We start from the raw sequence: 13245 nt of genomic DNA, 5'->3' as shown, positions 1-13245 counted from the left end.
TTCATTTCCTGCCCGGCTTTTTTCTATAAGCCTTCGTCTTTTAGCCAATTAACCCGCACAACCCGGCTTTTTACACCATGTTCGGAAAAGAAATGCTGCCAATGTAGCTGCCTGGAAGACAGGTGATCTGTGGGGGATTTGATTTCAATAAATGCATACTCCGATTCATTCCAGATCAGAATATCAGGAAATCCCCGGGTGTTTTCTTTTAGGTTTAATGCGATTTCCAGCATGACCAGCCGGATCTGTTCGTGACTCAAAAGTGAAGTTAATGTAAGGACCTTGTCCAAAGCGCCATCGTACCAGGGCACAAGCACATTGGTGATGCCATACATTTCCTTGTAAGTCTGGCTGACCATTTCATCAATAATTTCCCGGGAATGTGCAGCTTCCAAACGTTCTCTTAAAAGCGCTGACCTTTTGTAATAAAAATCAGGAAGAAAGAAATCGGAAGGTATGCGCTGAAACGGATTGTGAATGGTTTGCACATTGGTATCGTAAATGATATCCCAGAACAGCAGCCCAAATAAAGCCCGCCAGGGCTCATTCTCGCTGAAAAATGCCTTGAAACCCAGCGAACGGTAATATTCCAATGCCCCATATTCGACCTGATAACGGAAGAAAACGGATACCTCGATGGCTTCAGACGCTTTCAATGCCTGGGTTGTCCGTTTGACAATCCTGGTCTTTTTGTTCTTTATCCTTTCATAAAAATCCAGACTGAAATAGCGCTCATCCGCATTCTGGGGGTTTTCGGCGATTTCTTCGCAAAGCGCCAGTGCTTCGTCGATCTCGCCCAGATTGTACAAAAGACGAACACGCCTTTCGCGGGCCGGCGCATCATTGGTAAGCTGGTAAATGCTGAGTGCCTGGGAAAGCATTTTTTTTCTTTCCAGCCAGGCACTTACCCTTAAAATAAACGAGTTAAATGATGGTATCGCCTTGTTACTCAGACCGGTGCCGCTTCCCGCCTGCCAATTCATAAACCAGTCGAAAATATCCTCCGGTGGCATTTCCTGCTTGATCACATCGAATGTCTCCTTCATCAATGAAATCATGAGGGTATCGTCCACATCTTTCCTGGTTTCAAACTGAACAGACAAGTGCTGTTCATCGAAAGACTGAAAACGGACGTGTCCCAGGTCGCGTATGACGAATTCGGTCATATCGGCATTGCGGTTTCCGAAAAAGAGGAATTTCATCAGCATTACCTCTGCTTCAAAAGTCACTTTTACCACGGATTCCATTTCGGAAATGATCTCGCATAGTGCCTTGAAATCATATTCGTATAAAAGCCAGCGGACCAAATCGTTTTTCTTAATGCTTTTGGAGGGCATCACATCTGGTTCCAGCATTTTTGTCAAAACCAAAAGTTCCGGCTTTGTAAATAGATCGATAATCTCGGAAAATCGCGATTCGTGCGCTTCGCAAATGGACTCAATGAATGCTTGTTCGAGCAGTTCATTCAGTACGGCTGGCAGGTCTGAAATTTCGGAATAGGAGAGGCTCTTGACCCTGAAAAATGATTTGCTGCGATTGCTGAAACGGATAAAAAGACATTGCGCATCTTCGGAAAGGCTTTCGTAGCCCTCAAGGAACCCAGCCTCGTTTTCGGTCAGGATATGGGCATATCTCCTCCTCACAAAGTCGAGGACGTAGTTGAAATAATCGTGGTAATATTTGGGTGGGAGGTCCGTTGGGAACTCCGGTCGGTACCCCCCATCCTGCACAAACTGATCCTGTAACAAGTCGCTCAAAATGGGGCTATTCTAATTTTTTTGAAAAATAAAATTACCAATAAGATCGCACTAATTAAAATTTGGTTAAGTCCTCATTTTTTAGAAAAATGGAAAGCATAAATTGCATTATACCTATTATTGAAGCCGTGTTTTCTCAAATATATAGTATATAATAAAGAAATTGGATTACATTTGCGACCTATGGAAAACAATTTTACCAGCCCATGACAACATTAGATTCTTATGATTTTTCGGGCAAAAAAGCCCTGGTCCGCGTGGATTTCAATGTCCCGCTTAACGACAAGTTTGAGATTACGGACGACACAAGGATCCGTGCGACAATTCCCACAATCACAAAGATTCTGAACGACGGAGGTTCCGTCATTTTAATGTCACACCTGGGGCGTCCGAAGGACGGGCCTACGGAAAAATATTCCCTGAAACACCTTGTTAACCCATTATCCCTGATTCTGGGCAGGACCGTAAAGTTCGCCGACGACTGCATTGGTGCCAGTGCCACTGAGATGGCTGAGGCATTGAATTCAGGCGAAGTTTTGTTGCTGGAAAATCTTCGGTTTTATAAAGAAGAGGAAAAAGGTGACGAAGAATTTGCCGAAAAACTTTCCAAACTGGGTGATGTCTGGGTAATGGATGCTTTCGGAACAGCTCACCGTGCACACGCTTCGACAGCAGTGATTGGTAAGTTTTTTGCGGATAAAGTGTGTGGCTACGTCATGCAGGCTGAACTGGATAACGCGCAAAGACTTTTGGAACATTCTGAGCGTCCTTTCACCGCGATCATGGGCGGTGCTAAAATTTCTGACAAAATATTAATTATTGAACGCCTGATCGATACGGTAGATAACCTGATCATTGGAGGCGGTATGTCCTATACATTTTCCAAAGCACAGGGTGGTAACATTGGCCAGTCACTGCTGGAAGCGGATAAGCAGGACCTGACATTGGAACTGGTTCAAAAAGCGAAGGATAAAGGAGTTAACCTGATATTACCTGTTGATTCGGTTATCGCTGATAAATTCAGCAATGACGCTGAGCGCAAAGTGGTGGCAGCTGGCGAGATTCCAGACGGATGGCAGGGATTGGATATCGGTCCTGAAACGATCAAGATTTTCGCTGATATCGTCAAAAATTCGAAAACCGTACTTTGGAATGGTCCAATGGGTGTTTTTGAATTCCCAAATTTCGCGCAAGGTACCAATGCGATTGCCAAATCGGTAGTAGCGGTTACGGAAGAGAATGATGCTTTCTCACTAATTGGTGGAGGTGATTCGGCATCTGCGATTAACAATGCAGGATATGGTGATCGTGTCAGCTATGTTTCCACAGGCGGAGGCGCGTTGCTTGAATATATGGAGGGAAAAGTACTTCCTGGCGTAGCTGCACTTGAAAGTTAAGAAAAGAAATTTCTGGGTTGAATATAAAAGAAATGCATCCCGCACATCGCGGGATGCATTTTCTGCATAACAAACCTAACTAATTTATGAATACGGGCTCATTAAAGCCGGAATTCCAACCTAACTTCCGCCATTCGCCCGTTTCTGAAGATCGTCAGAACCGGTATTGCGCTGGCGGGCACCTTTCACATTTTGATTACCAAAATTGTATGTGAAAGTCAATCTGAACTGGCGGCTTGGCCACTGCGATTTTACTGAAAAGTCAATGTCTTTATACATTGCTGTTCCACGAAATCGGTTCGTCCAGAAAATGTCATTTACATTTAAGCGGAGGGTGCCTTTTCTGTTTAAAATGGTTTTTTGCAGGCCCGCATTGACCATTCCCATCGGTTTGGCTGCATATAATCCGTAAAAGGCCTTGCTATTATACCAGCCGGAGATTTCGCCCGACCAAGTTTTTGAAATAGTGAATTGATTGCTCGCATACATATTCCAGGATACCTGTTTCAGTTCCAACTGCTCTTCTAGATAAAACGATTTATAGTGATTGTAGACTCCCGTGAAATTTGTCTGCACATTCCACCATTTCGCGATCTTGATTGGAAATGAAACTGTAAGGCTTACATTATCCTGGTTATCGAGGTTGTCGGATGTGACGAAAGTTTTGTTTTCGGAAGCGATCTGCTGAGGTAGCTCCTCTGCAATCATATCCTTAATCCGGCTGTAAGCCAACGTAGTATTCAGGAAGCTTTTGTAAACATGCACCAGCTGGAATGAGTTGGTATACTGTGGTTTAAGATTTGGATTGCCCCTCTGGAAAGTATAAGGATCCAGGTAGAATTCAAATGGATTGAGCGATTGGTAATTCGGACGGTCAATCCGACGGCTGTACGATAGGTTCAGTACATTGTTCGTATCCAGTTGATTGGACAGGAAAACACTGGGGAACAAATTGACATAGTTACGGTCGCGTTTCTGGTTCAGCGTGACGGAGTTACCAATCGAGTGGGTATGTTCACCGCGAAGGCCAAGCTGATATTTAACTTTTTTGGATATACTGCCGCTGTAATTCAGGTAAGCCGCATTCACATTTTCGGTGTATTTGAAACGATTGGAGCGAGTTGGGTCCAATACCCAGTCATCTGTTTTAATTTCAAAAACCATATCATTGTCGGAAGCCACGAGGCTGGATTTCAAACCTGTTTCAAATTTACCTTTCCAAAGCGGCTGCGCGTAATCCAGTTTGGCAACGCCGATGTTGATATCAGAAGGCATATTATTTTTGACGGTTTCGGGACTTCCGTCCTGTTGGCCGTCAGGTTTAAAATACCGTGTATCCAGGTTGCTGCTTTTCTTTCCATCATAATTCACAAAATCCAAATCAAAAGTCATTTCCTTGCCTTTATCATTGAACTGATGTTTAAAATTGACATTTGCGCTGACGTTGTTCATGATACCGCCATTGTAAACATTAGTCCTGAATGTCCGTTGCAGGGAAAGGTCTTCGTTCAGAATCCTGGTATTGGTTTGGCCGAAAGGGCTGCTCCAATTGTTATAAAAACCTGAAACCAGCACGCCAATGGTTGTTTTGTCGTTCACAAAATAGTCGAGGCCAGCGCGTACGTTGTAGTATTTCGATTTATTGATCCTTTCCGTTTTCTGGTCGAAAATGGTGACTTTGTTCTCGAAAGGAATTTTACGGTATATGTCGTTATTATTGAATCCTTTATTCAGGAAAGCGCCTCCGCTGATAAATGTGCTGATCTTGCCTGCCCTGTGATTGATGGTGGCAGTTGCATTTGATCTCCCGTAACGGGCATATGCAGCGCCAAGGTTAATGTTACCATTGGTGCCGTAGTTTTTATTCCGCTTCATCTTAATGTTGATAATGCCCGAGTTTCCGGCAGCATCATACTTGGCAGAAGGATTGGTAATGAGCTCGATCTTTTCAATGTTGTCGCTTGGCGTATTGCGGAGCAGGGTGATCAATTCTTGTTGTGACAGAAATGTCTGTTTTCCATCTATCTGAACAATAACACCTTCTTTTCCCCTTAATTTGAGCTGTTCATTTTGCTGATCAACGGTCACGCCGGGAGCGCGTTCGAGCACTTCCAGGGCCGTAGCACCAGCAGAAACAATGCTGTTTTCCACATTCACAACGGTGCGGTCAATTTGCTGTTCGATGAAAGGTTTTTTGGCGATAACGGTAACCTCGCTAAGCGATTTAATGTCTGTTTTGAGGGAAATTACGGGGAGATTAATGGAGGCATCAGCGACGGAAAAGACATCTGTGTAGCTCTTCTGATATCCTACCATCGAAACCAGAACGAGGTATTTACCGGCTGCAACCTGATCAAAAATGAACTTGCCACTTTCGTCGGCGGCAAGTCCTTTTACGAGTACAGAATCTTTGGCTTGAAGTAGCAATACATTGACAAACGGGAAGGGTTGCGACTTTTCATCCAGAATTGCTCCGGATACTTTTCCGTTACCAATGTTGTTTTGAGTGGTTTGTGCAGACGCAAAAATTCCACTCAGTAGCAATGCTACGGTTAGGTTAATAAAAAATTTCATGGCTAATAGATTACGTTAAGTGTACCGCTTTTAAGTTCCAGTACTTTGCAAATGTAAGTACTTGGTATAACATAGAACCTTAGATTACATAAGTGGTTTTTCTGTTATTTAAGCGGGAGAGGTGTGCGCCAACTTGTGATTTATAGATACAAAGGGAATCACGAAAGTTGCACGAAGCTTCAAAAAAAGTTTGAATGGCGATATTTGAATACGAACGAATGGGAGGCGCTATTTTTCCATCAATCTGCCTACCTTTGCGATTTAGATAGCATATATATGACTGAACAAATTCTGATTTTAGATTTTGGCTCACAGTATACACAGTTAATAGCGCGACGTGTCCGTGAACTTAATGTTTATTGTGAAATCCACCCATACAACAATTTCCCCGATCTCACCCCCAATATCAAAGGCGTAATTTTGTCAGGAAGTCCCTGCTCCGTCCGGGATGCAGATTCGCCCAGAATCGATCTAAACCAATTTCGTAAAATAGTGCCCGTGCTGGGTATATGTTATGGTGCCCAGTTGATGGCGCAGGAGTTGGGCGGTGACGTAAAACCTTCTGAGCATCGTGAGTACGGCCGCGCCCGTCTGGCGATAGATGATTCCGATTCTTCTTTGCTTGCGGGTTTGTCGGAGTCATCCCAGGTTTGGATGTCGCACGGCGATACAATCGTTCGTGCCCCCGAAGATTTCCACGTCATTGCTTCCACAGAATCTGTAAAAGTTGCTGCATTCAAGATTGAAAATGAATTGACGTACGGCATTCAGTTCCATCCGGAGGTAACACATACCACGGAGGGTAAAAAGCTGATGTTCAACTTTGTCGCTAAGATTTGCGGCTGCCGCCAGGATTGGACATCGGAGTCATTTGTGGAACAGACCATTGCCAATCTCCGAAAAAAATTAGGCAATGACAAGGTCGTGATGGCACTTTCGGGCGGGGTTGACTCGACGGTCGCTGCTACGCTGGTGCACCAGGCAATTGGCGAAAACCTGTATTGCGTTTTCGTAGATAATGGGTTGCTGCGAAAAGATGAGTTTGAGGAAGTATTGCATTCATATCAAAACATGGGATTGAATATCAAGGGTGTAGATTCAAAATCACACTTTTATCAATCTCTTTCAGGCCTTACCGAACCCGAATCCAAGCGTAAAGCAATTGGTAAGTCGTTTATCGACATTTTCGATCAGGAAGCGCATCTTATAGAAGAAGTGAAATGGCTGGGTCAGGGCACTATTTATCCTGATGTCATTGAATCTGTGTCCATCAACGGCCCGTCGGCTACCATCAAATCGCACCATAATGTTGGAGGCCTGCCAGATTTCATGAAACTGAAAGTGGTGGAACCACTGAACACACTCTTCAAAGATGAAGTAAGAGCAGTGGGTAGAACATTGGGGATAGACGAGAAAATTTTAGGACGCCACCCATTTCCAGGTCCCGGACTTGCAATTCGTATTTTGGGAGAAATCACCCCCGAAAAAGTGGCAATTCTCCAAGAAGTAGATTCCCTATTTATTGGTGGGCTGCGTAAATGGAATTTGTATAAAGATGTATGGCAGGCAGGTGCCATGCTTTTGCCAGTGCAGAGTGTGGGGGTTATGGGAGATGAAAGGACTTACGAAAGCGTAGTTGCATTGCGGGCGGTGACTTCCGTTGATGGAATGACCGCCGACTGGGCACATTTGCCTTATGAATTTCTGGCCGAGGTTTCCAACGACATTATCAACCGTGTAAAAGGTGTTAATCGGGTTGTTTATGATATCTCTTCTAAACCGCCTGCAACCATTGAATGGGAGTAGGTTATAAAACAAAAAAAGCGGATGTGAATCCGCTTTTTTTATTTAGCTATATTTTTTCGTGTCAGGATCGGCCTACACCTCTGCTGAGCAGGCTTAGTACAAATAATACAAGGAATACGAAGAAAAGAATTTTAGCAATTCCGGCCGCACCGGCAGCTATTCCACCAAATCCGAGAACTCCGGCGATAATAGCGACAATCAGAAATATTACGGTCCATTTCAGCATGATTGACAAAAGTTAAGTTTCTTGATAAATAAATCTGATAAGAGACTTAACAAATATGTGCCAAATCCACAACCATAATAAAATATCAAATAGATGTGTAAAAACAGTTTGAAAACAGATTTCAGCACCTTCCTTGTGGAGTTTGATGCCCATTGATTGTGGTATTAAACATGTTTTGGATGATAGGTGTCTTGCATAACCCTATAAATCCGTTATCTAGTAATTAACCTACTAATTAAAAAAGATGAAGTTCAAGTTATGTATTCTGCTAATCATTGCAGTAGTGGCCGAGGTTTCGGCGCAGAGTGACCGTTGGCAGCAGCGGGTGAAGTATCAGATGAATATTGACTTTGATGTAGCCAAAAATCAGTATAAAGGCACCCAAAAGCTGGTTTACAGCAACAATTCCCCAGACACGCTCCACAAGGTTTTTTATCACTTATATCTTAATGCGTTTCAGCCGGGCAGCCAAATGGATGTTCGTTCGAGGACAATCAGTGACCCGGATGCACGGGTTAAGGATCGCATTTCTAAATTATCCCCTTCCGAAATTGGCTATGAAAAGGTCATTTCTTTGAAACACAATGGGAAGCCAGTCAAATATAAGGTAGTGGGTACCATCCTTGAAGTTACACTCAATGACCAAATCCTTCCGAAGAGCCAGCACACATTCGACATGGAATTTGAAGCGCAGGTTCCCGTACAGATTCGTCGCACAGGACGGAATAATAGTGAAGGTGTCGAATTTTCAATGGGGCAGTGGTATCCTAAAATGAGTGAGTACGATTATGAAGGATGGCATGCGAATCCGTATATAGGAAGGGAGTTTTATGGTGTCTGGGGCGATTTTGATGTGAAAATAACATTAGATGCTGCATACACCGTTGCTGCAACAGGGTATCTTCAAAATCCGGATAATATAGGCCATGGCTACACAGAAAAGCAGGTAACGCATAAGCCTGGTAAAAAACTGACCTGGCATTTCGTCGCGCCGGAAGTACACGATTTCATGTGGGCTGCGGATCGCAATTACAAGCATGATGTCGTCAAAGTCGATGACCAGCTGGATCTGCATTTCTTCTACAAAAACGACAGCCTGACTACTGGATGGAAGGAAATGGAGCCTTTGGCGGTGCGTTGTTTTAATATTATGAATGAAAAATTCGGGCGTTATCCCTACAAGCAATATTCGGTCATACAGGGTGGAGATGGTGGGATGGAATATCCAATGGGCACTTTGATAACGGGGCGTCACAAGCCAGGCGGATTGATTAGCGTAGTGGTGCATGAATCGATCCACAGCTGGTTTCAAATGCTACTGGGAACCAATGAATCCAAATACCCCTGGATGGATGAGGGCTTTGCTACTTATGCGGAAAATCAAGTGATGGCCGCGTTGTTTTCGTCGAAGGCCGATCTTCAGCTCAAAAGCACAAACAGTTACCGCAACCTTGTGAAGTCCGGATTAGAGGAACCGCTTACTACTCACGCGGATCATTACAATACCAATCGTGCATACAGTATTGCAAGCTATGCGAAAGGAGCTGTATTTTTGAACCAGCTCAATTATGTGATTGGAAATGAAACATTTGAGCGCGGTATCAAACGTTATTTTAATGATTGGAAATTCAAACATCCCAATCCTACAGATCTTAAACGGATCATGGAAAAGGAATCCGGGCTGGAACTGGACTGGTATTGGGAAGATTTCATAGGAACCACCAAGACCATTGATTTCGGTATAAAAGAAGTGATACCCATTGTGGACAAAACCGACATTGTGCTCCAAAGAATCGGACAAATGCCTATGCCGCTGGATGTTGTGGTCAGTTACGTTGACGGGAGTCAGGAAAACTTTTATATTCCGCTGGAAATAATGCGGGGAGAAAAAGAAGAAAAACTCTTCGCCAAGACGCAACTTTTGGCGGACTGGGGTTGGACTTATCCCGAATATACCTTTTCGATCAACCGCAATGCGTCTGAAATTCAAAGAATCGCAATTGATCCCAGCCAAAGAATGGCAGATATCAACCTGGATAACAATGTATTTCCGCCACTCGTCAAAGAACTACCAAGATTCAGAAGTGACGTTATCAGATAACCTTATCTCCCGATTGGAATAGAAGTTCCAATACGCCAGCCCATTCCCTTAAAATGACTTCCGTGAAATTGAGCGACTGCTTCAAGCCGAACAACGCGGTAAATGTTATCAATGCCATAAACCAGTTCCGAATAATTCCGGATTGTTGGTACCCTCAGATAATGAAGCTGGATGGTTTCTGACAGTCCGGTAACCCGTAATGCCTGAATTTTTGTGATTACGAAATTTTGGGAAGACCAGATTGCATGTGCCTGAAAGAACCAAGAGGCTGTGCTGTAACGGTAATATTGCAGCATACGGAATTGATCCGACGGATAGGTGTACTGAAAGAAGAATTCATTACCCATAAAATGGCGGTAATCAGGGAAGTACATTGATTTTTTACTCAAAAAGCCACCTCCATTAGCCAGGTATTCAAGACTGCTTCTTGGCCCGAGGTTAAGATTTTGGCGAATCGTTCCCTGCAACATCGAATAATCAACATCACCCGCAAATCCAAGCCCTCTTTTGTAATTGGCAGTAAATGAAGGGCCTTTGCTTCTGAGGTATCGTTTTTCACCATTTCGGATCAAGTATCTGCGCCAGGGACGCAATGTGGCAGTCAGGTCGAGGATTGTGGCGTTATGTTCGGCAAATCCGGTATTTGGAAGCTCCTTGTTGAATGGGCGGTTGGAGGTATAGCTGTAATCACTCCAAAAGAAAATCGGCCGTGCGCTGGGCTGGTTAAAAAGCTCCTTCCGATGTTCTAAATCCAAGGCGGCATCGATCGTAAGGATATCCGCAATGTTGCGTAATGTAAAATCAATTCTACCATACTGCTTTTGGTAAAGCTTCATGTAATTACGGTCGAAAAACCTTGCACCTATGCTATTCGGAAGCGGCAAAATCGGATTTTTATTATTGATCTGGCTCGCCATTTCACCACCCGAAAGGCCCAGGTTCCATTTGTTATTGCCAATGTTAGTTTCCAGGTTTCCATAAACCCTTTTCCGACCAAAAGAATATCTGACCAGCGGCCTCAGACTTAGCTGATATGATTTGCCCCATTTTTTCTGCCATTCGGTAATAAAGTTGATCGCGTTGCCTTCAACCGTATTATAACTGATTGATAATATGGGACTTTTGAAATAAAACGTATTACGATTGCCCAGTGAATAGGTATTGCCTGTTACAATATGAATGGGTTTGAAGTAAAGAGAATCAGGTCGGGATTTTATTTTCAGGGAGTCTTTCACCACCTTAATGCTATCCTGCAAAACATAACTGGAAACCTCCGATTTTGTTAAGGGAATGGGCCGCAACGATTGCCAATAAGTGGTATCCCGTTTGTTAGCCATCGAATCGATCACAATCGAATCCTGTCTAACCAACCGATCGTCACTATCTAGTGATTGTGCTTCTTTCTTCTGTTCTTTCTCGTATGCTTTGGTGAGTTTTCGGAAATTCTTTGTAGAGAATTCTTTTTGATCTTTGATCAGGTTTTCAAGATCCTTCTTGCGTTTGCCTCCATCTGCAACCGATTCCTTTTTATGATCTTTAATAACAATATCTTCCTTCAAACCCGGATCAATGTCCAGTTTCTGATAGGTCAGAGAAACCAGATATTTGAATTCTCCTGCAAAACCCAGGTAACTCCCGTTGATCCGAAATTGCTGATTAACAGGGATCCATACGTCCTGAACTGGGCTGAAAAGTTGTTTGGCGGAAATATTTAATCCTTGGGTCGTTGTTTGAAGATCGTAACTATGGATAGACCAGCGGTCTTCCAGGATAAAAAGACTTCCTTTAAAGACGCCTTCGCCATAAGCTCTTGGTATCACTTTGATTTTGTTAATTAGCTGGCCCTGCTCCTGGAAATAGCCTTCATATTCAAACTTATAATATGCAAATGCTTTGGGGGAAAGCGGCGAGATGGTACCTGCTATTTCGGGGCTATATAAACTGGCAAGAATGTATTCATTGGGTGATGGGATGCTGTTATCCAGGCTATTACGTGTTGAAACAATGCGCTGGCTGTAATTGCCAGGGCGACGGTATTTTATTTCCGCAACACTTTCATTCAAAATTGCCTTACCCTCCTGAATGCCTTCTTTTTTCAATCGTCTTTCAACCAGATAGGGGATTTTGGTAGGTAAAGCCGTGCTTCTGGAATAAACCCTTGCTGTGTAACCTCTTACCTGAAGTTGGTGAAACCGCGCCTTTGCAATGGCGCGGCGCATAATGCTGTAAGCGGGATCTTCCTTGCTTTTTCCAATGGTCGCCTCTTGTAAACTCAGCGCCTGCTCTTCAAGCGTAATATTATGCTCCGAGAAATCGGTGGTTACTGTTACTGTTTTGTAAATGGTTTTGAAGCCAAGATATTGATACACAATCTCGTACGCGCCAGGAGATAAGCTGAATTCGTATTCTCCATCTTCATTAGCCATCGTACCATTACTAGTACCTTTTACGGCAATGCCAGCGTAGGGTAGCGCTTCGCCATTCTCTGTAGTGATACGACCTTTAATTCCCCCGCCCTGGCAGGATGTTCTAATTATAATGGAAAGGAACAGGAATAATGCAAGGCGCAACATGATAGAGCGTTATATAAGCTTAAAGTGCAAAACAGGTGAAATTACTACTCCACCTGTTTGCCTTTACCTATATAACCGTACCAGCGTTGCGAAATCTAGTCACATACCCCGTCTGGGCCGCATGACGAGCCTTCCGCGAATGTTACCAAGGGTTGAGGGTTTGCCTTTTCCCATTCACTAAACGATTTTTCCAATGCATTCAAAAAAGTTTCAGGTTGTTGTGCACCCGAAACCGCATATTTTCGGTCCATTACAAAAAATGGAACACCACGTGCACCAACTTGCTGTGCCTCATAAATATCGTTACGGACATCTTCACTGAACCGTGTACCTTGCAAAACTGCTATTAATTCACTGGCATTTAAGCCAATTTCGCTTCCAAGCTCCACCAGCGTTTCATGATTGGAAGTATCTTTCCCATCCGTAAAGTATGCTTTAAAAAGCTGCTCCTCAGCCGCATCACCCAATCCTTTTGTTTTTGCAAACTGAACAAAACGGTGTGCATCGAACGAATTCGCCACAACTGCCTCATCCATATTATATTTCAAGCCCACCTCCGCGGCCAGATTAGTGACATGATCGTTTACTTTTTGTGCATAATCGGGTGCCCAGCCCTTTACTTCGGCCAGATAGTCGTTAATGCTCTTACCCGGTTCCGTTTTCATTTGCGGGTTGAGCTGGAAGCTTTTCCACTCCACCTGAATTTGATCTTTCTGAGGGAACTGCGATAATGCATTTTCGAATTTGCGCTTCCCGATATAGCAAAACGGGCACATGACATCACTCCAGATTTCTACCTTCATAGCTTTAT

8 protein-coding genes are annotated in these 13245 nt (G+C 43.7%); 3 read left to right on the top strand and 5 right to left on the bottom strand.

The annotated features are described in order from the left end of the window. Positions 1-23 precede the first annotated feature (23 nt). Complete coding sequence (locus FHS68_RS11965; RefSeq protein WP_229211862.1) at positions 24-1757, bottom strand: VRR-NUC domain-containing protein; 1734 nt, start codon at positions 1755-1757, stop codon at positions 24-26. 206 nt (positions 1758-1963) lie between these two features. On the opposite strand from FHS68_RS11965, the gene FHS68_RS11960 reads away from it, so the two are divergent. Beyond that, a complete protein-coding gene (locus FHS68_RS11960; protein WP_167270260.1) occupies positions 1964-3154 on the top strand; it encodes a phosphoglycerate kinase in 1191 nt (396 codons plus the stop codon). 120 nt (positions 3155-3274) lie between these two features. On the opposite strand, the gene FHS68_RS11955 is transcribed toward FHS68_RS11960, so the two are convergent. Further along, positions 3275-5728 (bottom strand): TonB-dependent receptor, encoded by a 2454-nt coding sequence (locus FHS68_RS11955; protein WP_167270259.1) that lies wholly within the window; start codon positions 5726-5728, stop codon positions 3275-3277. A gap of 276 nt (positions 5729-6004) precedes the next feature. Here FHS68_RS11955 and guaA point away from each other — a divergent pair, with 276 nt between their 5' ends. After that, positions 6005-7534 carry a glutamine-hydrolyzing GMP synthase gene (gene guaA / locus FHS68_RS11950; RefSeq protein WP_167270257.1) on the top strand — a complete coding sequence of 510 codons (1530 nt, stop codon included), beginning with the start codon at positions 6005-6007 and terminating at the stop codon, positions 7532-7534. Positions 7535-7595: 61 nt separating this feature from the next. Here the strand turns inward: guaA and FHS68_RS11945 are convergent, their stop codons facing one another. Further along, the gene (locus FHS68_RS11945) at positions 7596-7760 is read right to left on the bottom strand and encodes a DUF1328 family protein (protein WP_031526823.1); all 165 of its coding nucleotides are present in this window, start codon (positions 7758-7760) and stop codon (positions 7596-7598) included. A 244-nt stretch (positions 7761-8004) separates the two neighbouring features. Here FHS68_RS11945 and FHS68_RS11940 point away from each other — a divergent pair, with 244 nt between their 5' ends. Next, entirely contained in the window at positions 8005-9861 is a 1857-nt protein-coding gene (locus tag FHS68_RS11940; RefSeq protein WP_167270255.1) for a M1 family metallopeptidase, read from the top strand. 2 nt (positions 9862-9863) lie between these two features. Here FHS68_RS11940 and FHS68_RS11935 read toward each other — a convergent pair whose 3' ends face one another. Together FHS68_RS11935 and FHS68_RS11930 are read right to left on the bottom strand one after the other, a co-directional pair. Beyond that, positions 9864-12434 (bottom strand): DUF5686 and carboxypeptidase regulatory-like domain-containing protein, encoded by a 2571-nt coding sequence (locus FHS68_RS11935; RefSeq protein ID WP_167270253.1) that lies wholly within the window; start codon positions 12432-12434, stop codon positions 9864-9866. A 95-nt stretch (positions 12435-12529) separates the two neighbouring features. Continuing rightward, a complete protein-coding gene (locus FHS68_RS11930) occupies positions 12530-13237 on the bottom strand; it encodes a DsbA family oxidoreductase (RefSeq protein ID WP_167270251.1) in 708 nt (235 codons plus the stop codon). Positions 13238-13245: the final 8 nt, after the last annotated feature.

Origin of the sequence: Dyadobacter arcticus (assembly GCF_011762185.1) — a bacterium.
GTDB classification, from domain to species: Bacteria; Bacteroidota; Bacteroidia; order Cytophagales; family Spirosomataceae; genus Dyadobacter; species Dyadobacter arcticus.
Note: the sequence above shows the minus strand (reverse complement) of the source record. Positions and strands in the feature narration are given on the sequence as shown.

Excerpts from the sequence above, each read along its gene's own strand:
- FHS68_RS11930 (WP_167270251.1), bottom strand. The coding sequence starts at position 13,237 with ATGAAGGTAGAAATCTGGAGTGATGTCATGTGCCCGTTTTGCTATATC.
- FHS68_RS11960 (WP_167270260.1), top strand. The coding sequence starts at position 1,964 with ATGACAACATTAGATTCTTATGATTTTTCGGGCAAAAAAGCCCTGGTC.
- FHS68_RS11935 (WP_167270253.1), bottom strand. The coding sequence starts at position 12,434 with ATGTTGCGCCTTGCATTATTCCTGTTCCTTTCCATTATAATTAGAACA.
- FHS68_RS11940 (WP_167270255.1), top strand. The coding sequence starts at position 8,005 with ATGAAGTTCAAGTTATGTATTCTGCTAATCATTGCAGTAGTGGCCGAG.
- FHS68_RS11945 (WP_031526823.1), bottom strand. The coding sequence starts at position 7,760 with ATGCTGAAATGGACCGTAATATTTCTGATTGTCGCTATTATCGCCGGA.
- FHS68_RS11955 (WP_167270259.1), bottom strand. The coding sequence starts at position 5,728 with ATGAAATTTTTTATTAACCTAACCGTAGCATTGCTACTGAGTGGAATT.
- guaA (WP_167270257.1), top strand. The coding sequence starts at position 6,005 with ATGACTGAACAAATTCTGATTTTAGATTTTGGCTCACAGTATACACAG.